This is a genomic window from Mycobacterium sp. (genome assembly GCF_044370595.1).
Taxonomy (GTDB): domain Bacteria; phylum Actinomycetota; class Actinomycetes; order Mycobacteriales; family Mycobacteriaceae; genus Mycobacterium.
Window position 1 is genome coordinate 1 of sequence record NZ_JBILVF010000001.1, and the last position, 24,914, is coordinate 24,914.

Genomic DNA, 24,914 nt, shown 5'->3' on the forward strand with positions numbered 1-24,914 from the left:
CGCGTACACCGGCACCTCGGGATCAGCCAGCAGCGCCGAGACCGGCCGGTGCAGGGTGGGCCGGCCCAGCATGATGACCTGCCGGGGCCGCAGCAGGGTCAACGCCAGCGGATGCAGCGGGTTGGCCGCGGGCGGGGCCGTGGGCTCAGAGACGGTGGGCAGGTGGGACAGGTCAGGATGCACCCCCGCACCGTGCCCGGCGATGACCACGGTGTCGGCGGTCAGGTCGATCTGCACCGGCTCGTCGAAGTTCACCGGCGGGGTGTAGGTCCACGGCATACCGTCGGGCCGACCCTGCGGGAAGTCCTCAGGGTTCGAATCTGCTTCCGGCACAAGGGGTTCGCGCAGCGGTATGTCGAACTGCACCGGCCCGGCGTTGGCGCTGCGCGCGCCGGTGGCCGCGGCCAGCACGCGGCAGGTGGCCGAACGCCACTGGGCGTTGAGGCCGTCGAGCCGGTCCGGGGCATCTTCAGCGAGTCCGAGGCTGATCGCCGCGCGGGCCTGACTGCCGAAGTAGCCCAACTGTTCCATGGTCTGGTTGGCACCGGTGCCGAGCAGTTCGTAGGGCCGGTTCGCCGACAGGACGATCAGTGGCACCCGTGCGTAATTGGCCTCCACGACCGCCGGGCCGAGGTTGGCCACCGCCGTCCCGGAAGTCATGGCGATCGGAACCGGCCGCCCGCTCCCGACGGCCAGTCCCACGGCCAGGAAGCCGGCGGTCCGCTCGTCGATGCGGACGTGCAGTCGTAGCCGGCCGGCCCGGTCGGCGTCAGCCAGCGCGAACGCCAGTGGCGCATTACGCGAACCGGGGCAGAGCACCACATCGCGCACGCCGCCGCGGATCAATTCGTCGACGACGACCCGCGCCTGTGTCGTCGAGGGGTTCACCCTTACAGCGTGGCACAGCCCCTCCGATGATCACAGGCGGCTGTTACACGGGCGTTCCGGCGAAGAAGTCCAGCATGGTCCGGTTGACCGGGTCGTAACGTTCCAGAAAACCCAGATGGCCGGCGTTGGCGATCTGGACGTACCGGCCGCCCGGGATGGCGTCGGCCACCTCCCGGCCCAGTGCCGGCGGGGTGATCACATCGTCGGCGAAACCGATCACCAGGACTTCGGTGGGGATTGACCGGTAGGCCGGCAGTCGGCTCTCATGCGGTGCGACGCCCAATTGTGCGCGCCACCCGGGGGTCCGTTTGAGCGGGAACGCGGTGAACATCTGCAGCCACTCGTCGATCGCCGGGGAGTTGATGGTCTTCGGCGAGAAGTTCTCCAGGATCCGCACCTTGGCCGCGTAGGAGTTGGGCAGTTCGATGCCGGCCTCGGCGAGTTCCTCGTCGGCGGTCCGGAAGGCGATCCGGGTGGTGTCGACGCGGCCGCGGGTGCCCATCAGCACCGCCTGCCGGACCAGGTCGGGACGAACCAGCATCAGTTCCTGGGCGATGAAGGCGCCCATCGACATCGCCACCACCCGAGTCGGGCCGCCGATGACGGTCTCGATGATCTCGACGGTGTCGGCGACCATCTGGGCGGTGGAGAATCCGTCGGCGTTCTCGGTGGCGCCCACCCCGCGGTTGTCGAAGGTGACGCAGCGGTAGCCGGCCCGCTGGAAAACCGGCACCTGGTGGATGTGCCAGGTGCGTCCGGCGCCGCCGGTTCCGGCGATGAACAGCACCGGGTCACCGGTGCCGGTGTCGTCGTAGGCCAGGTTGGTCACGGCCGCGACGGTAGCAGTGCGTGGCACTGCCGCACGCGGGCGATCCACCAGTCGCGGCGCTCAGCCGGGGCGGCCAGGTCAGACACCCGCGCCGGATCCGGGATGACGGCGCTGACGGTCAGGTAGCCGTCGAGGGGTTGCAGGTCGGCGACGTCGGTGACGAACAATCCGCCGGTGCCCAATCCGCAGGCGTGCTCCAACCGGGGCAACGCCGACGCGGCGGCCAGGCCGGCGGCGATGCCGACCGCGGAGTCCAACGCGCTGGAGACCACTACCGGGACGTCGATCTGGCCGGCGATGTCGAGCAGGGCGCTCACCCCACCGAGGGGTGCAACTTTGAGCACCGCGATGTCGGCGGCACCGGCCCGCACCACCGCCAGCGGGTCCTCGGCTTTGCGGATGCTCTCGTCGGCGGCCACCGGCACCTGCACCCGGCGCCGCACCTCGGCGAGTTCGGGCACCGTCCGGCACGGCTGCTCCAGATACTCCAGGGGCCCGTCGGCGGTCAACGCCTTCGCCGCCGACACCGCCTCAGCCACGGTCCACCCGCCGTTGGCGTCCACCCGGACGGTCGGCATCACCGCGCGGACGGCGTTTACCCGGGCGATGTCGTCGGCCAGCGTCTGCCCGGGCTCGGCCACCTTGACCTTGGCCGTTGTGCAACCGGGGAACCGGGCCAGCACCCCGGGCACCTGCTCGGGGGTAACCGCCGGCACGGTGGCGTTGACCGGAATGCGCTCCCGTAACCCCGAAGGCCCTGCGGTGTAGGCGGATTCGATCGCCGAGGCCAGCCAGTGCGCGGCCTCCGAAGCCGGGTATTCCAGGAACGCGCCGAACTCACCCCAGCCGAACGGGCCGTCGATGAGCGCCACCTCACGCACAGTGATACCGCGGAACCGCACCCGCATCGGCAGTGCGACGACGTGCAGGCGGTCCAGCAGGTCGCTCAGCGGCGGCAGCATCGATCAGCGCGCCGACGCCATCAGATGGCGCGTTCGCGGTTCTCCCAATACGGCTTACGCAGATCCTTCTTGAGCAGTTTCCCGGTGGGGTTGCGGGGCAGCACATCCATGATGTCGACGCTGCGCGGGCACTTGTAGCCGGCCAGCCTGTCCCGGCACCATGCGATCAGTTCCTCCGGTGACGCTTGCTGCCCGGCATAGAGTTCGACGACGCCCTTCACCGACTCGCCCCACTTTTCGTCAGGGATACCGAACACGGCGGCGTCCATCACGGCGGGATGGTCGGTCAGCGCCCGCTCCACCTCCACCGAATAGATGTTCTCTCCGCCGGAGATGATCATGTCCTTGAGTCGGTCCTCGACGAACACGAACCCGCCGTCGTCGATGCGGCCGATATCGCCGGTGCGGAACCAGCCGTCCGCGGTGATCGCCTCGGCGGTGGCCTCCGGCCTGTTGTGGTAGCCCTCCATCAACTGCGGTGTGCGGAACCACAATTCGCCCGGTTCGCCGGCGGGGACGTCTTCGAGGGTGTCGGGGTTGACCACCCGCACCTCGACCTGCCGGGAGGGTTGGCCGGCGCTGGTGATCCGCTCCGGCCGGGATTCGTCGCGGTGGGCCTCCGGGGACAGTTGGGTGACCGCGCCGCACACCTCGGTCAGGCCGTACACCTGGACGAATTCGGTGTTGGGGAACTCCGCCAGTGCCTGCTTCAGCAGGGTGGGCGGCATCGGCGAGGCGCCGTAGACGAAGGTGCGCAGTCGGTTGAACAGCTTGATGGCGTCGGGCCCCATCTCCATCACTTTGGCCAGCACCGCGGGCACCAGGAAGGTCCGGGTGGCCCCGGCCAGCATCGCCCCGGCCAGGGAGGCCCCGTCGACCTCGCGGGTCATGATGCTCGGGATCCCGGCGTGGATACCGAACTGCATATAGGACGAACCGCCGACATGGAACAACGGCATCGACACCATGCTCTTGTCGTCGGCGTCGAACTCGAAGGTGTTGGAGTTGATGGTGTGCGCCATCAGATTGGCCTGGCTGAGCCGGATTCCCTTCGGGTTTCCGGTGGTGCCCGAGGAGTACATGATCACGCAGACGTCCTCGGGGGTGACGTCGGCGCCGCGGTCACGGGGGGTTGCGGCGGCCAGCATCGCCTCGTACTCGTCGCCGTCCGCTCCTTCCGGGGTGACGGTGATGACGTGCTCGACGTGGGTGAGCCGGTCGCGGATCGCGTCGATCGAATCCTTCAGTTCGGCGCCGACGATGATGATTTTGGCGCCGCAGTCGCCCAGGACGTAATCCATTTCCGATCCGGCGAGGCGGAAGTTGATGATCGCGGTCGCCGCGCCCAGGCTGGCGGCGGCCATGGTGGTCTCCACACAGGCCGGGTGGTTCTTGTCCAGGAACGCCACCACGTCGCCGCGGCCGATGCCGCGGTCGGCCAGCGCCCCGGCAAGTCGGCGCACCCGGTCGTTGAACTGTGCCCAGGTGAAGCTGCGGCCCAGGTAGCTGATGGCCTCCTCGTCGGGCTTGACCTGAGCCCAGTGGGCCAGCCGTTCATCGAGAAAAAGCGGTTCGGCAGTCTGCTCCATACCGGACAGGGTGCCACTCCGAGCATCGTTCTTGGCCGATTTCCCCCAATCGGTTGATACCGGTGTCCCCTCCCATAACGGCCAGCCGGTTGACGGTCGTGGCGAACAACGCCCTGCAGAGTGGGCTTCACCAGCCCGGGAAACCAGCCGGGAGGGCCGACCAGAGCAAAGGAATCGAGATGACCACCACCATCACCCGCCGCATCGTCAACGCACTGACCGGATCGGCTCTCGCGGCCGGGATCATGGCCGGCGGCATAGCCCTCGGTGCGCCGGCCCAGGCCCAGCCGGGCACCGGCTCGGCCGCCACCTGCGTGACCGCGCCCGTCTCCGGCATGGCCCCCACGATGCTCAACCCGCTGACCCGGGCCGCCCAGGTAGCCGCCTACGACGCCCCGGGCCAGCCGACCGCAGCAGCCAGCAGCTGCATCGGCCACTGACCGGTCAGCGCCCTGGTCACTGCCCGGGGCTCCGAGGTCGCAGCAGCACCAGCGCCGCGACGATCGCCGCGGCCGGCACCACCGCCATGATGAGGCTCACCTCCCGGATGGCGCCCAGCCAACTGTCAGCGGCCTCGGAGACCACCCACCGCGCCTGGTCGGGGTCGAGGACCTCACTGCCAGACGCCGGGCTGGGTGCGCCTCCGTGGGCGACTCGCAGCGCTTCACGGGCCTGTTCCTCGCTGATCCCGGACCCTTCCAGCTTGCGCCGGGCGTCATTCAGGAACAGGGTGGTGCCGACAAGAGCGAACAAGGCCGGCCCCAGCGAATAGGCGGCCTGCCCGATCGCGGGTTTGACCGCCGAAACCGCACCGCCAAGTTCAGGTGGGGCGCTGGACATCATGATCGTCGACTGCGGTGTCTGTACGACCGCTCCGCCGATCGCATTGAGGGCGACGGCGACACCGAGAACCGCGATCGGGGTGCGCCCGTCGAGGCCAACCAGCATCACCATGCTGACGACCAGTACCGCCAGGCCGGCCACCAGCACTGCCCGCTCGCCGAACCGGATCACCGCCTTGCCCGCCGCGACCGCGGCGGCCGAGGCCACCAACATGGCGGGGATGAGCAGCAGGCCGAGCAGTTCCGGTGACTTGCCGCGGATGGTCACCAGGTAGTAGGCGAACAGCAGCGTGCCGCCGCCGCCGAGAAAGTTGAATGCGGCACCGGCGATCAGAGCGGCGTTGAACCGGCCCGACCTGAACAGCCGCATGTCCAATGCCGGGGCTTGGGCGCGCAGTTCCCACAGCACGAAGGCCACACCGAGGGCGAGCCCGATGGCGATCAGTGCCAGTGCCCCAGTGCTGAAACCGCCCTGCAATTCGGTGAGGCCATAGATGACGGTGATCAGCGCCGCGGCGATCAGCAGGATGCCGGGGATGTCCAGTGTGCGTTCGTCCCGGGCGGTCTCGGGAACGAAGCGCGCCGTGATGAACAGGGTCAGCAAGGCCAGCGCGGGCGTCACCAACAAGCAGGCCCGCCAGCCGTACTGGCCGGCCAGCCAACTGCCCAGAGCCGGCTGGAACACCGCCAGTGCGTGCCCGGCACCGAGGTAGGCGGCGATGGCGGCGGCTCGGCCGCCGGGCGGAAAGACGGCGTTGACGATCGCCAGCGACAGTCCCAGAACGAACGCGAACGCCACGCCCAGACCCGCCCGGGCGATGATCAGGACCGCGACGTGCGGCGCCGCCGCGCCGAGCAACCCGAAGACGATCGAGCCGCCGACGCCGATGACGAACATGCGCTTCATCCCGTGCAGGTCGCCGAGCGCACCGGCGCCCAGCACCGCCGCAGCCAGCGTCAGAGTGCACAGGCTGGCCAGGAAACTCGCTGTGCCAGGGCTGAATTGGAGCCCCTTGCGCACTTCGGAAAGGTTCGTCGACAGCGTCGCCGGATCGGCAGCGGTGATGCTGTAGCCCAGTCCCATCGCGACGATGGTCATCGTGGCGGCTACACCGCTGACGTGGTTCGGCGCCGCCGGGTTCGTCATTCGCCGATGCTAGTCCCACTCCCGGCCCGGGTGGCCCGGATGCGGATCGGTCCGCGCCACTGTCCGTCGGGGTCGACGACAGCGCCCTTCTGGGTGATCTCGACCTCACCGGCCCGGGCGAGCACGCGCGCCGCTTCCCGGACGGGTGTCATCAATTCACGCCACTGTGTCCCGCCGACCACCCGGGCGGCCTCTGACGGGCAGATGCTTCCCGGGCGCAGGCCGAGTAGTTGGCGTATCGCTACCTGGAGAGCTTCGGACTCACTGGCTCCGAATTGGAACACGTTCTAATGTTGCACCCATGACCGACGATCTGCTGCGCCACCCCCTGCATGCGGGGCACCTGACTGTCGGAGCGCTGAAGCGCCACCGGGACAAGCCTGTGCTGTTCCTCGGTGACACCACCCTCACCGGCGGCGAACTGGCGATGCGGATCAGCCAATACATCCAAGCTTTCGAAGCCCTGGGGGCGGGCACCGGCGCGACGGTGGGCCTGCTGTCGCTCAACCGCCCCGAGGTGCTGATGATCATCGGGGCCGGGCAGACGCAGGGCTACCGCCGCACCGCGTTGCACCCCCTAGGGTCGCTGGACGACCACGCCTACGTCCTGTCCGATGCCGGGGCGACAGCGTTGATCATCGACCCCAATCCGATGTTCGCCGAACGGGCGGTGGGCCTGCTGGAGAAAGTTCCCTCGCTGAGCCGGATCCTCACACTGGGGCCGGTCCCCCCCGAACTCGCCGAGGTGGGTGTCGATCTGATCGCCGAGGCGGCGAAGTATTCACCGAAACCGTTGGTGGCGGCTGATCTTCCGCCCGACCACATCGGCGGGCTGACCTACACCGGCGGCACCACCGGCAAACCCAAGGGCGTGATCGGAACGGTGAGTTCGATCCTGACGATGACCACCGCGCAGCTTGCCGAGTGGGAATGGCCGCAGCACCCCCGGTTCTTGATGTGCACACCGCTCTCGCATGCCGGTGCGGCGTTCTTCGTGCCGACGATCGTCAAGGGCGGAGAGATGATCGTGCTGCCCAGATTCGACCCGGCCGAGGTGCTTCGGGTGATCGAGGAACGCCGGATCACCGCCACCATGCTGGTGCCATCGATGATTTACGCGCTGATGGACCATCCTGACTCCGACACCCGCGACCTGTCGTCACTGGAGACGGTGTACTACGGCGCGTCGGCAATGAACCCGGTGCGCCTGGCCGAAGCCATCCGCCGGTTCGGGCCGATCTTCGCCCAGTACTACGGGCAGTCCGAGGCTCCGATGGTGATCACGTATCTGGCCAAAGGCGACCACGATGAGAAGCGGCTCACCTCGTGCGGACGCCCGACCCTCTTCGCCCGCACCGCCTTGCTGGATGCCGACGGAAATCCGGTGCCACAGGGCGACGTCGGCGAGATCTGTGTGTCCGGGCCACTACTGGCCGGTGGGTACTGGAATCTGCCCGAGGAGACCGCCACGACGTTCACCGGCGGCTGGCTGCGCACCGGCGATATGGCCAGGGAGGACGACGAGGGCTTCTGGTACATCGTCGACCGGGTCAAGGACATGATCGTGACGGGCGGCTTCAACGTGTTCCCCCGGGAGGTGGAGGACGTCGTCGCCGAGCACCCGGCCGTCGCGCAGGTCTGTGTGATCGGCACCCCCGACGACAAGTGGGGTGAGGCGGTGACGGCGGTGATCGTGCTGCGGCCGGGACACCCGTCGGACACTGACGCGGTTGCGGCCCTGACCGCCGAGATCCAGGCCACGGTCAAGGACCGTAAAGGGTCGGTGCAGGCACCCAAACAGGTGATCGTCGCCGAGTCGGTTCCGGTGACCGCCCTGGGTAAGCCCGACAAGAAGGCGGTGCGCGCGCAGTTCTGGAAGGGTACGGAGCGGTCCATTGGGTGAGGTGCGGGCGGTCCTGTTCGACTTCTCCGGCACCCTGGCCCGGCTTGAGGAGAGCGACAACTGGTTCGCCGGCATGGGACTCGACCAGCAGATGCGGGCGACGGTGATGGACCGCCTGACACACCCCACCGCGACGGTCACCCATCACGCCTGGGATCTCCGCGACCTCGACCCGGAGTCACACCGGGAGGCCTACCTCCATGTGCTGCGGGAATCCGGACTGGCCCAAGGGCACGCCGAATCGCTCTACCAGCGCTGCATCGACCCGGCGGAGTGGCAGCTGTACCCCGACACTGCTGCGGTGTTGAAAACCCTGCGGGCCAACGGTATTCGTACCGCCGTTGTGTCGAACATCGCCTGGGATATTCGCAGCGTCCTGACCTCCGCCGGGGCACAGGCCGACGAATACGTGCTGTCTTTCGAAGTCGGTGCCGCCAAACCCGACCCGCGGATCTTCCAGGCGGCGCTGAGCGCGTTGGGTGTGGCGGCCGCCGAGACCCTGATGGTCGGCGACAGCGTGGAGAACGACGGGGCGGCCTGCGCCCTGGGGTGTTCCTTCGGGTTGGTCGATCCGCTGCCGATCAGCGAACGGCCGGCCGGGCTGGTAGCGGCGCTGCGCGAACACCGCATCGCCCTCTAACGCCAAGCGTTACGCCAGCGTCACGCTGGGCACCGAATGTGACGCTGGGTTAACGCTCGGCGGGTCGAACGCGGTGGACTACCGTCACGTGCGTGAGCGACAACCCGTTCACTCCCGCACTCTGGACCACCGTCGGGGGTTTCGAGGACCTCACCGACATCACCTACCACCGACACGTCCATGACGGCGAACGGCAGCCGACGGTACGGGTGGCCTTCAACCGGCCTGAGATCCGTAACGCCTTCCGGCCGCACACCGTCGACGAGCTCTACCGGACGCTGGACCACGCTCGGATGTCCCCGGATGTGGGGGTGGTGCTGCTCACCGGAAACGGGCCGTCGGCCAAAGACGGCGGCTGGGCGTTCTGCTCGGGTGGGGATCAGCGCATCCGGGGACGCACCGGCTACCAGTACGCCGCGGGCGAGACGGCCGAAACCGTCGATCCCGCCCGCGCCGGCCGCTTGCACATCCTGGAGGTTCAGCGGCTGATTCGGTTCATGCCCAAACCGGTGATCTGCCTGGTCAACGGCTGGGCGGCCGGCGGGGGGCACAGCCTGCACGTGGTGTGCGACCTCACCCTGGCCAGCCGCGAGCATGCGCGGTTCAAGCAGACCGACGCCGACGTCGGCAGCTTCGACGGCGGCTACGGCAGCGCCTACCTGGCCCGCCAGGTGGGGCAGAAGTTCGCCCGGGAGATCTTCTTCCTCGGCCGCACCTACACCGCCGAACAGATGCACCAGATGGGTGCGGTCAACGAGGTGGTCGATCATGCGGACCTGGAGGACGTCGCCCTGCGCTGGGCCAAGGAGATCAACGGCAAATCCCCTCAGGCGCAACGGATGTTGAAGTTCGCGTTCAACCTGCTCGACGACGGCTTGGTGGGCCAGCAACTGTTCGCCGGCGAGGCCACCCGGCTGGCCTATATGACCGACGAGGCGGTCGAGGGCCGGGACGCATTCCTGCAGAAGCGCGAGCCCGACTGGACGCCGTTCCCCCGCTACTTCTGACCAGCCGCCGACTATAGACTCGGCACCCGTGAATCCTCTGCGCCGCAAGCTCACCGAGGCGATCGCCCTGACGGGCATGCGGCCGCCGCTTCGGATACCCAGCACCTCCCGGATTCCCCTGCGCGGCAAGCGGGTGCTGATCACCGGGGCGTCCTCTGGAATCGGTGAGGCGGGGGCCGAACGGTTCGCGCGCGAGGGTGCGGAGGTGATCGCCGTCGCCCGACGGGCCGATCTGTTGGAAGCCCTTTCCGAGCGGATCGGCAAGGCCGGCGGCACCGCGAGCCCCATCCCGTGCGATCTGTCCGACCTCGACGCGGTCGACGAACTCGCCGACACCGTCGCGACCCGCTTCGGCGGGGTGGACATCCTGGTCAACAACGCCGGCCGTTCGATCCGCCGGCCGCTGGCCGACTCCCTGGACCGCTGGCATGACGTCGAACGCACCATGACGTTGAACTACTACTCCCCGCTGCGCCTCATCCGTGGCTTGGCACCCGGGATGATTGAGCGCCGGGACGGCCACATCATCAACGTCGCGACCTGGGGAGTGCTCAGCGAGGCCTCACCACTGTTCGGTGTCTACAACGCTTCCAAGGCGGCACTGTCGGCGGTGAGTCGGGTGATCGAGACTGAGTGGGCCCGCTACGGCGTGCATTCCACGACGCTGTACTACCCGCTGGTGGCCACCCCGATGATCGCCCCCACGAGGGCCTACACCGGTATGCCCGCGTTGAGTCCGGGCGAAGCCGCGCAGTGGATGATCGACGCCGCCCGATACCGCCCGGTGCGGATCGCCCCGCGGTTCGGCGTCAGCGCCCGCGCCCTGGATGTCGTGGCGCCCGGCGTGCTGAACGCGGTGCTCAAACGTCAACGGATGCAACCGAGTTGATGGGGACAGCCATGGAGATTCTCGCTAGCCGTGTTCTCTTCCGCCCGAAGGATTACCAGAGTTCTCTGGCCTTCTACCGCGACGCGATCGGACTGGCGATCGCGCGCGAATATCCCGGTGGCACAGTCTTTTTTGCCGGTCAGTCGCTGATCGAACTCGCCGGTCACGGACGGCCCGACGATGCCGAGGGGCCCTTTCCGGGCGCGTTGTGGTTGCAGGTCCGCGATATCGAAGCCGCCCAGCAGGAATTGCGCGGCCGCGGGGTCGCGATCGCACGCGAGGCCCGCCAGGAACCGTGGGGCTTGTTCGAAATGCATGTCGAGGACCCCGACGGAATCACCCTGATTTTCGTGCAGGTGCCCGAGTACCACCCGTTGCGCGGTGCGATGCCCCGCCCCTAGCTGAGGTCAGCGGCCGTTCTCCAGTGGCCAGCCCACCGAGGCCAGTCGAGCGGCGACCTGATGAACCTCTTCGGGGTTGGGTTCCTTCTCGGTGACCTCGTGGATGGCGTCGCGAATCTGCTGCTCGCTCACCGGCGTATCGGCATCACCCTGCCGCACGATCGTCCGCGCCGCCTTGACCACTTCCTCCTCGGTGAGCGAGCGCATCAGCAACGCCAGCAGCGGGAAATAATCCTTGGGCGGCACCCCGTGCGGATAGCCCTCATGTAGCCATCCGACGACGTTGTCGACGAAACCGTCCTGGTGTTCCACGGACATCTCGGCTACCTCACTTCTTCGGGAACATCGGAAACAGGTCCACCCCGAAGTGGTGGTCGATCGTCGATCTGGTGATCCAGGCGACCGCCGTGACGATCACCAGGGCGACGAACACGAACAGCAGGATCCCGAGGTACTTCAACACCGGGTTTGGCTTGTGGATGAGGTGATCGGCCTCCTCGCCGCCGGCGCCGAAGGAGTAGGCCAGCATCCCGGTGGCGAACAGCGCAGGCAGTCCGGCCCCGAGAACCAATCCCACCACCAGCACGTTGAGAATCGACTCCAGATAACGCATCAGCTAATCCCCTCCTAGACCGGCGTCTTTGGTTGAGCAACCTCGGACGACTTCACAGTGACCTTGGCGCTGCTGGCCTCGCGAACATCTGCGGGCACAACGGAATTCGTTGTCTCGTCCCAATCGGCGTTGACGTTGCTGTGATCGACCTTCTGCTGCTGCGCCCGCCACCACATGTAGAAGGACAATCCCACCAGGATCAGGAAGATCAGACCGTCGCCGGCCAGCGCCGACCCGGTGGCCGACTTCACGAAGTAGGACAGCCAGTACGACAGTGCACCGACCAGCGCGGCGGCCGGCAGGGTCACCAGCCAGGCCACCGCCATCCGGCCGGCAACGGCCCAACGCACCTGCGCACCGGGCTTTCCGACACCGCTGCCCAGGATCGAGCCGGTCGCAACGTGGGTAGTGGACAACGCCATCCCGGCCGCGCTCGAGCTGAGGATGATCGCCGCCGAGGAGGCTTCCGCGGCCAGGCCCTGCGGCGACTCGATTTCGACCAGACCCTTGCCCAGTGTCCGGATCACCCGCCAGCCACCGAGGTAGGTGCCCAAGCCGATGGCGACGGCGCAGCTAGCGATGATCCAGAACGGCAGGCCGTCATTCTTGACGTCGCCGGTGAGATGACCGGTGGTGATCAGCGCAAGGGCGATCACCCCCATTGTTTTCTGCGCGTCGTTGGTGCCGTGCGCAAGGGCCACCAGCGAGGCCGTCGCGATCTGCCCCCAGCGGAAACCCGCTTCGCGACGCCGGTGCAGCACCTTGCGGGTGATGCGGTAGACCAGCCAGGTTCCGCATGCGGCGACCAGGCCCGCGATCACCGGTGCAGCCACGGCGGGGATGAGCACCTTCTGCGTCACGCCGGGCCAGTTCACCCCGCCCAGGCCGAGGGCCGCCAAGCCGGCGCCGATCAGACCACCGAACAGGGCGTGCGAGGAACTCGAGGGGATGCCGAACAGCCAGGTGAGCAGATTCCAGAGAATCCCGCCGATCAGGCCCGCGAAGATGATCGTCAACCCCATCGAGGCATCGATGTCCGGCAGTAGCTGCCCGGTTTTACTGTCTTGAACCTTCAGTACCGACGTCGTCACCGTGATGGCGACCTCGACCGAGAGGAATGCGCCGATCAGGTTCAGGAAGCCGGCGAGTATCACGGCGGTTTTGGGCTTCAGGGCGCCGGTGGCAATCGAGGTCGCCATCGCGTTGCCGGTGTCGTGAAACCCGTTGGTGAAGTCGAACGCCAGCGCGGTGGCGATGAGCAACACCAGGATGATCATCTCTGTCCCCATGTCGGTCATTGTGGGCCTTGCCGAAGAATTTTGGCCAATTACCGCCAGAGTCGGGACCTTGGTCCACCTGCGGCTTTACCCGGGGGGATCAGGAGTTCATCAGCAGTTCACTGCGCGTACGTCGAGGCTTTGCTGAATCGCGGGAACGGACGGAAGGGACGGGCAGCGCTGAGCAACAACAGACCCTAAAATCGGGACGAGTGATTTCGGCGCGTCCAGCTTTGAGGAGTGACACCGGTGAACCGATTCCTCGGAAACATCGTCTCCTGGCTGCGGGCCGGCTACCCCAACGGCGTTCCGCGCAATGACTACCTGCCGATCCTGGCGTTGTTGTCCCGGCGCCTGACCGCCGACGAGATCATCGAGGTGGCCGGCCAACTCCGCCATCTTCCTCAGCTTGGCTTCATCGACATCGGTGCGGAGATTCTGCGGATCACCGACCAACTGCCCCAACCGTCGGAGGTCGAGCGGGTGCGGGCCAAACTCGCCGCTTACGGCTGGCCCCTCGATGACGAACGCAGTGACGAACGCAGTGACGAACGCGGCACCGAGGAGTTCGGATAGCTACCCTTCGGGCGTTGATCGTTCCGCCCGGTCCTTCGGCATTGTCGCTGATGACCGCCCTGCTGGGAGTCCTTGACGGTCGCGATTCCCCCCTGGTTCCGGTTCCGGCCTGCGATCTAAGAGTGAGCGAATCGCTGGCGGCAGCACTGCGGATCGGCGCCGAGATCGCCGATGACATCGCCCTGGTGATTCCCACCTCCGGCACCACCGGCACCCCGAAGGGCTCGATGCTGACTGCGGCGGCATTGATCGCCAGCGCCTCGGCCACCCATGACCGCCTCGGCGGCCCGGGGACCTGGCTGCTGGCCCTGCCGACGCACCACATCGCCGGCGTTCAGGTTCTCGTGCGCAGCCTGCTGGCCGGAACGGTTCCGGCCGAGTTGGACGTCTCCGGCGGTTTCGACCCGGCCGAACTGCCGAGGGCGGTATCCGAACTCGGCTCCGGCCGCCGCTACACCGCACTGGTGGCCAACCAACTGGCCAACGCGCTGACCGACCCTGACGCGACCGCAGCGCTGGCCGACTTGGACGCCGTTCTGCTCGGCGGCGGGCCGGCCCCGGCTCCGGTGCTCGACGGTGCCGCCGAAGCCGGGATCACCGTGGTACGAACCTACGGTTCCAGCGAGACGGCCGGCGGGTGCGTCTACGACGGGGTCCCCCTGGCCGGTGTGCAGGTGCACATCGACGACCCCGATCCGGCCGGGGAGGGACGCATCGTCATCGGGGGCGCCACCCTGGCATCGGGGTACCGCAATCCCCCGCATCCCGACCCGTTCGGCGAGCCGGGGTGGTTCCACACCGACGACCGGGGATGCTTCGACGCGTCCGGCCGGCTGTCGGTGCTCGGCCGCACCGATGACGCGGTCAACACCGGCGGGCTGACGATTCTGCCCGGCCCGGTCGAAGCGGTCTTGAATCGGCACCCGGGGGTGGCCGAATGCGCGGTGTTCGCCGTACCTGACGATCGACTCGGCCAGCGAATGGCCGTGGCGGTAGTGCCGGCCGCGGCTGCGGCGAGCCCCACCCTGGCCGAACTGCGCAAGTTTGTGGCCCGGTCACTGGACGCCAAAGCGGCGCCGCGGGAACTGCACTTCGTCGAGGAGCTCCCTCGCCTCGGCATCGGCAAACTGGACCGGCGGGCGTTGCGCCAACGGTTCTCACCGTGACGAAAGCGTGACGATAGAACCGGTTGCGTTGCCGCCACGGTTAGGCTCGAAATTATGACCGCCCGCGTTCTGATCGCCGACGACGACGCCGTGGTGCGCGACGTCGTCCGGCGCTACCTGGAACGCGACGGGCTCGAAGTGCGGGTGGCCGGCGACGGCAGCGAAGCTTTGCGGGTGCTGGGCACCGAACGGATCGACGTGGCCGTCCTGGACGTGATGATGCCCGGCCCCAGCGGGTTGTCACTGTGCCGGACCCTGCGCCAAGGCGGCGACTACACCGTGCCGGTGATCCTGCTCACCGCCCTCGGCGAGGAGGACGACCGGATCGCAGGCCTGGAGGCCGGCGCCGATGACTACCTGACCAAGCCCTTCAGCCCACGGGAACTCGCGCTGCGGGTGCGCTCTGTGCTGCGCCGCACCCCGGCGCCGCCGTCGACGGTGCCACTGGAGATCACGGTGGGCCAACTGACCGTCTCCACCGCGTCCCGATCGGTGACCATCGCCGGTGAACCGGTCGGCCTGACCAACCGGGAATTCGATCTGCTGTTGTTCTTCTTGACCCACACCGACACCGTGTTCTCCCGGGAGGAACTGCTCAAGCGGGTGTGGAACTGGGATTTCGGAGACTTGTCGACGGTTACCGTCCACGTCAAGCGGCTGCGCTCCAAACTGGGCGACCACCATCGCGTCCAGACCATCTGGGGGCGCGGTTACCTTTGGCGGGGCGAAGCCGGCGGCGGTGACCGTGCCTCTGCCTGAGTTGTTCGGGGATGCACTGCTCGCGCTGGGCTGCTCACTGCCGGTGGTGCTCTTCGGTGCGCTGATCATCAGGCTGGCCCGGTCGTGGTCGCTGTTGGTCAGCATGGTTGTCCTGGTGCTCATTCCGACGCTGGCTACGCTCGCCGGAGCGTTCTGCGCCAGCCGGTTCATGGCTCAACCGAGTTTCCGTGCGCTTGCGCTCGTGCTGCTGGTCGTCGCGGTCGTCACCGTGCCCTCCGCGGTGATGATGGCACGCTACCTCGCCCGAAGGACCGTGTGGGAACAGGAGATTCAAGACGCGGAGGCCGCCGCAGAGCAGTCCCGACGCCAACTGGTCGCCTTCGTCAGTCACGACCTGCGCACCCCACTGGCAGGGATCCGGGCGCTGTCTGAGGCGATCGCCGACGGTGTGGTCAGCGACGACGAGGTACGAGTTCAGGCCAAGCGGATCGAGGGCGAGAGCATCCGCCTGCAGGAGATGGTCGACGACCTCTTCGAGATGGCCAAGATCAACGCCGGCGCGGTCAACGCGCCCTACGAACGGGTGGCGCTCGACGAGGTGGTCGACGATGTGATGTCCGCGCACGGAATCGCCGCCGAACGCGCCGGGGTGGCACTGCAAGCCGAGTTGCCGGCACATCCGGTCCGGGTGATCGGCAGCGATCGCGCCCTGGTGCGCGTGTTGTCCAACCTGGTCGCGAACGCGATCGCGCACACACCCGCCGGCGGCACCGTCACCCTGGCCGTGGGCGTCGATCAGGAGGGCGCCTGGGCCCGGGTGGACGACACCGGGGTGGGGATCGACGCCGCTGACCTGCCTCGAGTGTTCGACGTCGCCTACCGCGGCTCCAATGACCGCGTGCCGCGATCGGATTCGTCACTGCCCAGCGGATCGGGACTGGGCCTGGCGATCGCGGCAGGCCTGGTTCGGGCACACCGGGGTTCGCTGTCGGCGCGCAACCTGGCACGTGGTGCCCGGTTTGAAGTGCGACTGCCACTGGCGGCCGAGTAGCCTTCTGCCGGCGTTCGGTTCAGTCTGAGTGGGAGACCGCACGCCCGACGATCAGCGGGTCGGGCTGACCAACCGCCTCATAGTCCTTGTCGGCATAGTCGAACTTACTCAGGACATGGCGCATGGCGTTGACGCGAGCACGCTTCTTGTCGTTGCTCTTGACGACCGTCCACGGTGCGACCTCGGTGTCGGTCCAGGTGAACATGTCGACCTTGGCGGCGGTGTAGTCGTCCCACTTGTCCAGCGAGGCAAGGTCAGTCGGTGAAAGTTTCCATTGCCGGACCGGATCAACGTGCCGGATGGTGAACCGGGTCCGCTGTTCGGACGGGGACACCGAGAACCACAGCTTGGTCAGGCTGATTCCGTCGTTGACGAGCATCTGTTCGAACAGCGGCACCTGCCTGACGAATTCAGCGTGTTGCTTGGGCGTGCAGTAGCCCATGACGCGCTCGACCCCGGCGCGGTTGTACCAGGACCGATCGAAGAGCACGATCTCTCCGGCCGACGGCAGGTGTTTGACGTAGCGCTGGAAATACCACTGCGTGCTTTCCCTTTCGGTCGGCTTCTCCAGTGCCACGACGCGCGCTCCGCGCGGATTGAGGTGCTCCATGAACCGCTTAATGGTGCCGCCTTTCCCGGCGGCGTCGCGGCCCTCGAACACGATCACATGCCGCAGTCCGTTGGCCTTGGTCCAGTTCTGCAACTTCAGCAGTTCGACCTGGAGGATGTGTTTCTGCTCTTCGTAGTCAGGTCGGGACATTCGATGGTCATAGGGATAGTTCTCCCGCCAGGTATCCACCGCGACGCCGCTGGGATCGAGCAGGATCGGATCGTCGTCCTCGTCGTCGACAACGGTGTAGCCATCCAGGTGTATCTGCACGCGCGCACCCTAACGCTCGTCGACGGCCCTGGGGTTACCGACAGGTGAACGCTTGGCGGCCCCGGTCAGCCGATGCTGGTGACCGCACTGGCGACCCGGGTCTGAAGTTCGGGCGGCAACGGGATGTAGCCGACCTTGTTGAGATCGGTCTGGCCGACGGTCACCGCCGATTGCAGGAAGGCTTGCACGGCCTCGCCGGTTTGTTTGTCCGGGTAGCGGGAACAGACGATCGCATAACCGGCCAGCAGCAGTGGATATCCGAACTTCTCGGTCGGCTGGTAGGCCGGGGTCATATCGAGGACCAGGTTGTTGCCCTGCCCGGTGATGGTGACCGGCGCGATGGACGTGCCGACCCAGTCGGTACCGATGTGGGTGACACCTGCGGGGGTCTTGATGTCGGCGGTCGGCAGACCCTGGTCGATGGCGAAGGACCACTCGTTGTAGGAAATCGCGCCGGGTGTGTTCTTGACCTTCTCGGCAGCGCCCTGGTTCCCGGTGGCTCCCTGGCCGACCTTGCCGTTGAAGGTTTTACCGGCACCGGCCTTCCACGCCCCATCCGATGCAGCCTGCAGGTATTGCTGGAAGTTGTCGGTCGTACCGGACTGATCGCTGCGGTGGACGACCTTGATGTCCATCGCCGGCATCGAGGTGCGCGGGGTGGGGTGCGCTCGGCCGGACGGCAGGTTGAGGGCGGAGATGGCTGGATCGTCCCAGCGGGTGATCGCCCCCGAGAAGATGCCCGCCAGCGTCGGTCCGTCGAGGATCAACACGTCGGCCCCGGGCAGGTTGTAGGTGATCGCGATCGGCCCGAAGACGATCGGGATGTTGAGGGCATCAGCGCCATCGCACCGCTTCTTGGCCGCCTCGTACTCACCGCCTTGAAGGGGTGAGTCCGAGTTGCCGAAGTCGGTCTTCCCGCTGATGAATTCCTGGACTCCCGCACCGGAGCCGTTGGCTGTGTAGTCAAGTCCCTTGTCCGGGCAGGCGCTCTGGTACGCCTTGACGAAGTGGGTGATGGCGTTGGCCTGAGCGGTCGAACCGCTGGCAGTCAGCGACTGTTTGCCGGCACAGACCACCCGGACGTCCTGGGCGTAGGGCTGCACCGGTCCGGTCTGCGAGCAACCTGCGGCCAGGAACGCGGCCACGGCGACGACAGCGGCAGGGTTCCGTCTGGATCTCATCTCGGTTGCCTCCAGGGGACGTGGCGCATCGGGGGTTCAGTCGCGCCGGTCGGCCGACGATGCACCGGGTCGAAGCGGAACCCTAGGCCCGCGAGGCGACGCAGCGGTGAAGTCTGATTGAACACCGGGTGCACGGTAGGGTCGGACGAACTGCCGTTCACGCGCCGTTCACGCGCTGTCGGCGATTGATTCTCCTCCGACCTCTACCCTCGCCACATGCGGTCCGCGTACGGTGCCCAACTTCAGGCCCTGACCGATCAGCTGGCGCACATTTGCCAGTTAACCGGTAGCGCAATGGAAAACGCGACTCACGCTGTTCTCCAAGCCGATCTGCTTCTTGCGGAGCAGGTTATCGGAAGTCACGAGACCATCACGTTCCTCAGCTGCAAGGCTGAGGAGGCCGGTTTCCAACTGCTCGCCCTCCAGTCGCCGATGGGCCGTGATCTGCGGGCGGCGGTCAGCTCGCTACAAATCGTCGCCGACCTTGAACGTATGGCGGCACTGGCTGTCCACGTGGCCGAGATCGCCCGACTCCGCCATCCACAACACGCCCTGCCCGAAGACGTCAATGGCTACTTCGCCGAAATGGGCCGTATCGCTGTTGATTTGGCAGGGAGCGCGTACCAAGTCATCCAATCGTGCGACCTCGGCAGGGCCCGTTACATACGGGACGCCGATGATGCGATGGACGACCTGCACCGGCACTTGTTCACGGTATTGCTGGACCGAGAGTGGCGACACGGCACAACCGCCGCAGTAGACACGACTCTGCTGAGCCGTTATTACGAGCGGTTCGCCGACCACGCGGTGGAAATCTCGCGGCGGATCATTTTCCAGGCGACCGGGCAGATTCCCGCCGCGACCAGATCCGCCGCCGTCACACCCCGTTCACCGATTGCCGGTGTACGGCTCCGTGGCACAGCGCCGACAGTCCCCCACGGCCGTCCCTAGGCAGGTGCAGTGGGAGCACCTGGACGTGAACGGTGGTACCACGCGCCCGGACGATGCGCCGTATCGACGCCCACAGGGAATCCTCTCCGAGGAAAGCAGTCGCGGTGGACGGACTGCCGTCCCGGTGGTGGTAGCTCAGACGCAGGGGTTGTACCGGTCGGACCGCGTCGATGGCGGCCTGGAACAGCGCGGGTCTGAAGTCACCGTGATCGGTGCCGCAATAGGTGGTGCCTTCCGGAAAGGCGACCACGGTGTGCCCGTTGCGCAGTCGGTCGACCACGGTGTCGACAACGGCGGGAAGCTGACGAAGGCTGGCCCGGTCGATGGGAATGACGCTGGCCATTCGCGCCGCGATGCCAACCGCCGGCCAGTCGAAGACATCGGCACGCGCCACGAAAGAGCCCGGTAGTACTGCTCCGATCGCGAAGATGTCGACCCAGGACACGTGGTTGCTGACGACCAGCATGCCCCGAAGATTGCGGATGGGGTCCCCGGAGAGGGTGAATCGGATGCCCAGGCATCCCAGCAGGGTCCGGCAGTAGAACCGCTGCGCGTGAGGCCGCCACGGCAGCGGGAGGGCGAGCACGGGCAGCGTCGTCACAATCAGCCCGGCGGCGACGATCCGCCGGGCGGCCCGGATCGCGGCCACCAGGCGATGGTCGGGCTCACCGAGCCCGGCACGCACACATTCCGGTGTGCACGACGTCTTCGGCAGCCAGGCATGCTCGGTCGCGGTCACCAGCGGTGCGTTCCCTGAGCGATCGCGGCGGCATGCTGACCTGCCGCAGCAGCAGACCGCAGCCGGGTGAGGAATCGCAGATCGACTCTGCGCTTGTCCAGAAGTGCGAGGAAGTCACCGACTCCGAACTGGGGATCGTGGGCGGGTTCACCGCAGATCTGTGCACCAAGCCGAAGGTAGCCACGCATCAGGGCGGGGATGGTCGTGCGTGCAGGCGGGTCGATGCTGTCAAGGGGGCGGCCTTCGAGTTGCACCGGCCGGTAGGGACGCACGGTGAACTCCGGGGCGGCCCCATGCCGCTGCAGGACCGCATCCCGGATTCCCCGAAGCTGACTCCCCGGCGGCCCCTCGGTGTGGGTGGGGACGGAGACGCAGCCGATGACGTAGTCGTAGCCGCAACGATCCAGGTAGGCCAGGATTCCGGTCCACATCATCAGAATCACCGCACCGTTGCGATGATCTGCACGCACCACGGCACGCCCCATCTCGACCGTGAAGGGCCGGAGCGCGTCCAGTGCGGAAATGTCGAATTCCCGCGCCGAGTAGAGTCCGCCTGCGGCGATGGCGCCGGGCGGGGGCAGCATTCGATAGCAGCCCACAAGTTCACCGGTGTGGTCTTCGCGGACGATGAGGTGGTCGCAGTAGTCGTCGAAACAGTCGATGTCGAGTTGGTCCTCATTGCGAAGCGTGAAGCCCGACTCGGTCGAGAACACTTCGTAACGGAGTCGCTGGGCGGCCAGGATGTGGCCGGGCTCGGACGTCAAGAGCAGGGTGTAGCGGGGATCGCGGTCGAATCTCGTTTGTTGCGGGGCGATGAGTACTGACGTTGCGCTCACAACCCGAACGATGTTCGGGTCAAATGTCTGTATCGAAACCGAACGATGTTGTGTCGGTGTACATAACGTTAATCATCGGAGCATCGCGCCCGCTTCGATGTCGGGCGGCGGAGCGTCAGGCCAACAGCGGGTAAACAAGACCGTCCACAGGCACCCCGGATAACGCGATCAGAACCAGTCGGCCCGAGTCGCCGGCCCGCCAGGGACCTTCGGTGCTGATGGTTCGCCGGGTGGCAACCCGATGGACCACCGTGCGTCGATCGGGCGACTCCTTCAGCTGGACAATGCCTTTCACGCGCAGCACCCCCTCCGGAAGCCCGTCCAGGAATCGTTCGAGCCGCGGCCGGTCGATGGGCTGTTCCAGCGGGACACTCACGGTGAGGTAGTCGTGGCCATGGTCGTGGGCGGTCGGTTCGATGCCCGGCAGGCCATCGTGGGCGAAGCCGGCCAGTGCCGACACCGGAACGTCGCCGTCGCGGGCATGAAGCACCGGCACACCCGGCGCGGACCGGGCCAGCCACTCATCGAGTTCAGCGAGTTGGGCGGCCGAGACCAGATCGGTCTTGTTGAGCACCAACACATCCGCAGCAGCGAGCTGGCGGCGGATGGTGCGGCCGACCACCGGATGGCGCTCCCGGCGGCGCACCGTCTCGGCGTCCAGCAGCACCACGATCCCGTCCAGATCGAATCCGGGTGTCAGTGCGTGGTGGGAGATCGGGGCCGGGTCGGCGATACCGCTGGCTTCGATGACGACGTGATCCGGGGGGTCCTCGCGGTCGCGGACCGACCACAGTGCCGTCATGAGGTCACTGCCGATCATGCAACACACGCACCCGTTGGTCAGCGTGATGGTGTCACCGTCGGCCGCGGCGATGAGGTCGCCGTCAATGCCGATGTTGCCGAAGTCGTTGACCAGCACGGCGATCCGGCGCCCTACCGTCTGACGAAGCACCCGGTTGAGCAATGTCGTCTTTCCCGAACCGAGGTATCCGCCGATCACCGTGACGGGGATCGACGGCTTCACCGGCGTGCGGCCTGAAACACCTCGCCGCCCACCACGGTGCCCCACACCTCGATGTCGCGGATCCCCATCGGTTCGACGTCGAGTGGGGAGTCTTTGAGCGCTGCGAAATCGGCATACTTGCCAGCCTCGATGGAACCGATCTCGTGATCCATGTGCAACTGGAAGGCAGCACCGAGGGTGGCCGCGTGCAGCGCCTCGTACGGGGTGATCTTCTCGTACTCGCCGAGCACCCGGCCGCTGGGAGTGATGCGGTTGACCGCGCACCACATCGTCATCAGGTGGCCCACCGGGGTGACACCGGAGTCGGTGTGGAACGACAACGGCACGCCCGAGTTCAACGCCGTGCGGCACGCCCACATCCCACGGGTCCGCTCGGGGCCCATGGTGAGTTCATAGTGCTGGTCACCCCAATACCAGATGTGGTTGGTGAAGATGTTGGCGCAGATACCCAGCCGACCCATCCGGCGGTACTGGGCGGCGGTGGTCATCTGGGAGTGCTGCACGACGTGGCGGTGATCCAGCCAGGCATCGGTGCGCAGCACCTCCTCGACGGCGTCGATGAAGATCTGCCCGGCGCCGTTGCCGTTGCAGTGGCAGTGCACATTGAGCTTGCGGGCATGAAACGCCCGAACGGCGGCCAACATGTCCTCCGGGGAGAACATCAGCAGCCCGTGGTCCTCGCCGGTGAAGTAGCCGGGCTCGTTGACCACCGCGGTCCAGCCCTGGATCGAACCGTCGGCGACCAGTTTGATACCGGGGGCACGCAGTTTGTCGGATTCGATCTCACGCAACCTCAGCGCGGCGTCGGCCACCGCGTTGTAGTCCACGGTGCTGCCCGGCATCACCGGCAGGTTGTAGAGCACCATTCGAGCCGGGAACGTCGGCGCGTTGACCGTGTCCTGCCAGACCTTCACCTGATCCGGCGCGATCAGGAGCATTCCGATGAGTTCGGTGGACGTCGTCACCCCGGCATTGCGGCACATCGCCGCATGGATCTCGATCGGCCTCGGTCCGAGGCTGGCGGCCATCAGCTTGTCGAACGCCGACTTGGCCAGGGTCATGGCCGGAGCCTCCTGAAGCTCGCCGTTGAGTTCACCGTCGGCGTCGCGGCCGATGCCCGGCGTCGGCGAATCTTTGGTGATGCCCTCCGCCTGCAGCAGCGCGGTGTTCACCGTCGCCAGATGTCCGCTGGCGTGCCGGACGAAAACCGGCCGGACAGTGGAGACCTGATCCAGTTCGCGCCTGGACAGCCGCGGCAGATGCGGGAAGTAAATCGGGTCGAATCCGTTGGCCACCAGAGGTTCTCCCGGCGGCAGGACGGAGTCTTGAGCCTTCAGACGTTCGATGAGGTCCTCATAGCTGCGGATGGGTGTGGTGGCCCGGCCGTCCGACAGCGGGTAAGGGTGGTAGCCGACGTAGGGCATGAGTTCGCTGGCACTGTCAGCGGTATGGCCGTGGGCTTCGACGAAGCCGGGGATCAGGACGTGGTCGGCGAAGCGGTCGTCGACCTCCGCCGGTCCCCAGGACTGGCATTCCGCCAGGCTGCCAGCACATACGATCCGGCCCTCTCGCACCGCGACCGCCTGAACCTCCGGGTTGGCCGGATTCATGGTGACGACTTTGCGGGCCGTGAAAATCGTGGTCACGGCTCCCGAATCTAGGCCAGAGTCAGTCGTCGAGGGTGCGGAACAGCCGCTCGGCGGCGTTGACGTAGTCCTCGATGAACTCCAGGACCACCTCCCGGGCGGGTTTGATCTTGTTCATCAGACCGACACCCTGACCGACCCAGTAGGTGGACAGCGCCTGGGCGCCGGGGTGCCCGCCCTCGGCGAGCTTGTCGATGCGGCGCAACGCCGGTTCGGCGATCATCGCCTGCAGCGGCAGTGGCAACGGTTGGCGGCCTTTCGGACTGGGCGCCCAGGCGTCGGTCCAGTCCGACCGCAACTGCCGCGACGGCTTTCCGGTTCGGCCGGCCGAGCGGACGGTGTCCCGCGAGGACGCCGCGAGCATCTTCTGCTTGGTGAACGGAGCGGTCTCAGCCTCGTCGGTGGTCAACCACACCGAACCGGTCCACGCTCCCGCGGCGCCCATCGCCACACAGGCCGCCATCTGCCGGCCGGTGACGATGCCACCGGCGGCGAGCACCGGCACGTCCTTACCGCCGGGGATCTCGGCGATGGCGTCGAGCACCTCCGGGATGAGCACCAGCGTCGTCACCTCGCCGCAGTGCCCGCCGGCCTCGGTGCCCTGGACCACGATGAGGTCGACACCCGCCTGAACCTGCTTGATGGCATGTTCCTTGGCGCCGACCAGAGCAGCGACCGGAATCCCGCGTTCCTTGCCGGCCTCGATCATGTAATCCGGCGGCACGCCCAGCGCATTGGCCATCATCGCGATCGGATGGTTGAGCGCAACGTCGAGTAATCCCTTGCCGGTGTCTCCACCGAGTGCGGAGGAACCCACTCGCAGTTCCTCGGCCTCGATGTCGTGTGCCTGGAGAAGTTCGTTGATGAAGTCCCGGTACTCCGCCGGGATACGTTCGGCCAACTGGTCGCGCGTGAGATTTTCGCCCTTGCCCTCGTACTTGGCCGGAACGATGATGTCCACGCCGTAGGGCTTGCCGTTGACGTGCTCGTCGATCCAGGTCAGTTCCTGCTCGAGTTGGTCGGGCCGAAACGCCACGCCGCCCAGAACGCCGAACCCGCCCGCGTTGGTCACCGCGGCAACCACGTCGCGGCAGTGACTGAAGGCGAACAGCGGGAACTCGATGCCGAACCGGTCACAAATCTCTGTCTTCACGCAG

27 protein-coding genes are annotated in these 24,914 nt (G+C 66.9%); 11 read left to right on the forward strand and 16 right to left on the reverse strand.

Translation table 11 applies throughout. The features are described 5' to 3' along the window. From menD to ADBZ5N_RS00020, 4 genes are all read right to left on the reverse strand, one after another. Positions 1-888 (reverse strand): 2-succinyl-5-enolpyruvyl-6-hydroxy-3-cyclohexene-1-carboxylic-acid synthase (menD, locus tag ADBZ5N_RS00005; RefSeq protein ID WP_526255428.1); only part of this gene is annotated, 888 nt, incomplete at its 3' end. A 43-nt stretch (positions 889-931) separates the two neighbouring features. Beyond that, on the reverse strand, positions 932-1,717 hold the full coding sequence (locus ADBZ5N_RS00010; RefSeq protein WP_526255429.1) for an alpha/beta fold hydrolase: 786 nt from the start codon (positions 1,715-1,717) through the stop codon (positions 932-934). Continuing rightward, positions 1,714-2,679, reverse strand: a complete 966-nt coding sequence (locus ADBZ5N_RS00015) for an o-succinylbenzoate synthase (RefSeq protein WP_526255430.1) — start codon at positions 2,677-2,679, stop codon at positions 1,714-1,716. Before ADBZ5N_RS00015 ends, ADBZ5N_RS00010 begins: the two co-directional genes overlap by 4 nt. Before the next feature lie 20 nt (positions 2,680-2,699). Then, the gene (locus ADBZ5N_RS00020) at positions 2,700-4,268 is read right to left on the reverse strand and encodes a long-chain-fatty-acid--CoA ligase (RefSeq protein ID WP_526255431.1); all 1,569 of its coding nucleotides are present in this window, start codon (positions 4,266-4,268) and stop codon (positions 2,700-2,702) included. Positions 4,269-4,447: 179 nt separating this feature from the next. Between ADBZ5N_RS00020 and ADBZ5N_RS00025 the strand changes: the two genes are divergently transcribed. Further along, positions 4,448-4,708, forward strand: a complete 261-nt coding sequence (locus ADBZ5N_RS00025; protein ID WP_526255432.1) for a hypothetical protein — start codon at positions 4,448-4,450, stop codon at positions 4,706-4,708. 16 nt (positions 4,709-4,724) lie between these two features. On the opposite strand, the gene ADBZ5N_RS00030 is transcribed toward ADBZ5N_RS00025, so the two are convergent. Further along, complete coding sequence (locus tag ADBZ5N_RS00030) at positions 4,725-6,257, reverse strand: MFS transporter (protein WP_526255433.1); 1,533 nt, start codon at positions 6,255-6,257, stop codon at positions 4,725-4,727. Further along, positions 6,254-6,541: a DUF3253 domain-containing protein gene (locus tag ADBZ5N_RS00035; protein ID WP_526255434.1), complete on the reverse strand. Its 288-nt coding sequence runs from the start codon at positions 6,539-6,541 to the stop codon at positions 6,254-6,256. The genes ADBZ5N_RS00030 and ADBZ5N_RS00035 overlap by 4 nt, the downstream gene beginning before the upstream one ends. A gap of 17 nt (positions 6,542-6,558) precedes the next feature. Between ADBZ5N_RS00035 and fadD8 the strand changes: the two genes are divergently transcribed. The 5 genes from fadD8 to ADBZ5N_RS00060 all read left to right on the forward strand — a co-directional run bounded on the left by fadD8 (position 6,559) and on the right by ADBZ5N_RS00060 (position 11,097). Continuing rightward, a complete protein-coding gene (fadD8, locus tag ADBZ5N_RS00040) occupies positions 6,559-8,160 on the forward strand; it encodes a fatty-acid--CoA ligase FadD8 (protein ID WP_526255435.1) in 1,602 nt (533 codons plus the stop codon). Continuing rightward, on the forward strand, positions 8,153-8,800 hold the full coding sequence (locus tag ADBZ5N_RS00045; RefSeq protein WP_526255436.1) for an HAD family hydrolase: 648 nt from the start codon (positions 8,153-8,155) through the stop codon (positions 8,798-8,800). Before fadD8 ends, ADBZ5N_RS00045 begins: the two co-directional genes overlap by 8 nt. A 92-nt stretch (positions 8,801-8,892) precedes the next feature. Further along, positions 8,893-9,807, forward strand: a complete 915-nt coding sequence (locus ADBZ5N_RS00050; protein ID WP_526255437.1) for a 1,4-dihydroxy-2-naphthoyl-CoA synthase — start codon at positions 8,893-8,895, stop codon at positions 9,805-9,807. 28 nt (positions 9,808-9,835) lie between these two features. Beyond that, complete coding sequence (locus ADBZ5N_RS00055; RefSeq protein ID WP_526255438.1) at positions 9,836-10,696, forward strand: SDR family oxidoreductase; 861 nt, start codon at positions 9,836-9,838, stop codon at positions 10,694-10,696. A gap of 11 nt (positions 10,697-10,707) precedes the next feature. Then, positions 10,708-11,097, forward strand: coding sequence for a VOC family protein (locus ADBZ5N_RS00060; protein WP_526255439.1), 390 nt, complete (start codon positions 10,708-10,710; stop codon positions 11,095-11,097). Between the two features lie 6 nt (positions 11,098-11,103). Here the strand turns inward: ADBZ5N_RS00060 and ADBZ5N_RS00065 are convergent, their stop codons facing one another. Genes ADBZ5N_RS00065 through ADBZ5N_RS00075 form a run of 3 tightly spaced genes read right to left on the reverse strand, consistent with a single transcriptional unit; the run spans position 11,104 to position 12,999 of the window. Beyond that, the gene (locus ADBZ5N_RS00065) at positions 11,104-11,415 is read right to left on the reverse strand and encodes a DUF3349 domain-containing protein (protein WP_526255440.1); all 312 of its coding nucleotides are present in this window, start codon (positions 11,413-11,415) and stop codon (positions 11,104-11,106) included. Positions 11,416-11,425: 10 nt separating this feature from the next. Then, positions 11,426-11,710 (reverse strand): hypothetical protein, encoded by a 285-nt coding sequence (locus ADBZ5N_RS00070; protein ID WP_526255441.1) that lies wholly within the window; start codon positions 11,708-11,710, stop codon positions 11,426-11,428. A 14-nt stretch (positions 11,711-11,724) separates the two neighbouring features. Continuing rightward, positions 11,725-12,999: an inorganic phosphate transporter gene (locus ADBZ5N_RS00075; RefSeq protein WP_526255442.1), complete on the reverse strand. Its 1,275-nt coding sequence runs from the start codon at positions 12,997-12,999 to the stop codon at positions 11,725-11,727. A gap of 237 nt (positions 13,000-13,236) precedes the next feature. On the opposite strand from ADBZ5N_RS00075, the gene ADBZ5N_RS00080 reads away from it, so the two are divergent. The 4 genes from ADBZ5N_RS00080 to ADBZ5N_RS00095 are packed head-to-tail and all read left to right on the forward strand — an operon-like array spanning position 13,237 to position 16,500. Then, entirely contained in the window at positions 13,237-13,563 is a 327-nt protein-coding gene (locus ADBZ5N_RS00080; RefSeq protein WP_526255520.1) for a DUF3349 domain-containing protein, read from the forward strand. Positions 13,564-13,613: 50 nt separating this feature from the next. Beyond that, positions 13,614-14,729, forward strand: a complete 1,116-nt coding sequence (gene menE / locus ADBZ5N_RS00085) for an o-succinylbenzoate--CoA ligase (RefSeq protein ID WP_526255521.1) — start codon at positions 13,614-13,616, stop codon at positions 14,727-14,729. Between the two features lie 54 nt (positions 14,730-14,783). Next, a complete protein-coding gene (locus tag ADBZ5N_RS00090) occupies positions 14,784-15,488 on the forward strand; it encodes a response regulator transcription factor (RefSeq protein WP_526255443.1) in 705 nt (234 codons plus the stop codon). Continuing rightward, positions 15,475-16,500: a sensor histidine kinase gene (locus tag ADBZ5N_RS00095; RefSeq protein ID WP_526255522.1), complete on the forward strand. Its 1,026-nt coding sequence runs from the start codon at positions 15,475-15,477 to the stop codon at positions 16,498-16,500. Before ADBZ5N_RS00090 ends, ADBZ5N_RS00095 begins: the two co-directional genes overlap by 14 nt. Before the next feature lie 19 nt (positions 16,501-16,519). On the opposite strand, the gene ppk2 is transcribed toward ADBZ5N_RS00095, so the two are convergent. Then, positions 16,520-17,380, reverse strand: a complete 861-nt coding sequence (ppk2, locus tag ADBZ5N_RS00100) for a polyphosphate kinase 2 (RefSeq protein ID WP_526255444.1) — start codon at positions 17,378-17,380, stop codon at positions 16,520-16,522. Between the two features lie 65 nt (positions 17,381-17,445). After that, positions 17,446-18,561, reverse strand: a complete 1,116-nt coding sequence (gene pstS / locus ADBZ5N_RS00105) for a phosphate ABC transporter substrate-binding protein PstS (protein WP_526255445.1) — start codon at positions 18,559-18,561, stop codon at positions 17,446-17,448. Between the two features lie 216 nt (positions 18,562-18,777). Here pstS and phoU point away from each other — a divergent pair, with 216 nt between their 5' ends. After that, positions 18,778-19,512 carry a phosphate signaling complex protein PhoU gene (gene phoU / locus ADBZ5N_RS00110; protein ID WP_526255446.1) on the forward strand — a complete coding sequence of 245 codons (735 nt, stop codon included), beginning with the start codon at positions 18,778-18,780 and terminating at the stop codon, positions 19,510-19,512. Here the strand turns inward: phoU and ADBZ5N_RS00115 are convergent. The 5 genes from ADBZ5N_RS00115 to ADBZ5N_RS00135 all read right to left on the reverse strand — a co-directional run bounded on the left by ADBZ5N_RS00115 (position 19,439) and on the right by ADBZ5N_RS00135 (position 24,910). Next, a complete protein-coding gene (locus ADBZ5N_RS00115) occupies positions 19,439-20,251 on the reverse strand; it encodes a lysophospholipid acyltransferase family protein (RefSeq protein ID WP_526255447.1) in 813 nt (270 codons plus the stop codon). The genes phoU and ADBZ5N_RS00115 overlap by 74 nt on opposite strands. Then, the gene (locus tag ADBZ5N_RS00120; RefSeq protein ID WP_526255448.1) at positions 20,248-21,087 is read right to left on the reverse strand and encodes a GNAT family N-acyltransferase; all 840 of its coding nucleotides are present in this window, start codon (positions 21,085-21,087) and stop codon (positions 20,248-20,250) included. The genes ADBZ5N_RS00115 and ADBZ5N_RS00120 overlap by 4 nt, the downstream gene beginning before the upstream one ends. 115 nt (positions 21,088-21,202) lie before the next feature. Beyond that, positions 21,203-22,111, reverse strand: coding sequence for a CobW family GTP-binding protein (locus tag ADBZ5N_RS00125; RefSeq protein ID WP_526255449.1), 909 nt, complete (start codon positions 22,109-22,111; stop codon positions 21,203-21,205). Beyond that, complete coding sequence (locus ADBZ5N_RS00130) at positions 22,108-23,757, reverse strand: amidohydrolase (RefSeq protein WP_526255450.1); 1,650 nt, start codon at positions 23,755-23,757, stop codon at positions 22,108-22,110. The genes ADBZ5N_RS00125 and ADBZ5N_RS00130 overlap by 4 nt, the downstream gene beginning before the upstream one ends. Positions 23,758-23,779: 22 nt before the next feature. Beyond that, positions 23,780-24,910 carry an NAD(P)H-dependent flavin oxidoreductase gene (locus ADBZ5N_RS00135; protein ID WP_526255451.1) on the reverse strand — a complete coding sequence of 377 codons (1,131 nt, stop codon included), beginning with the start codon at positions 24,908-24,910 and terminating at the stop codon, positions 23,780-23,782. Between the last annotated feature and the right edge of the window lie 4 nt (positions 24,911-24,914).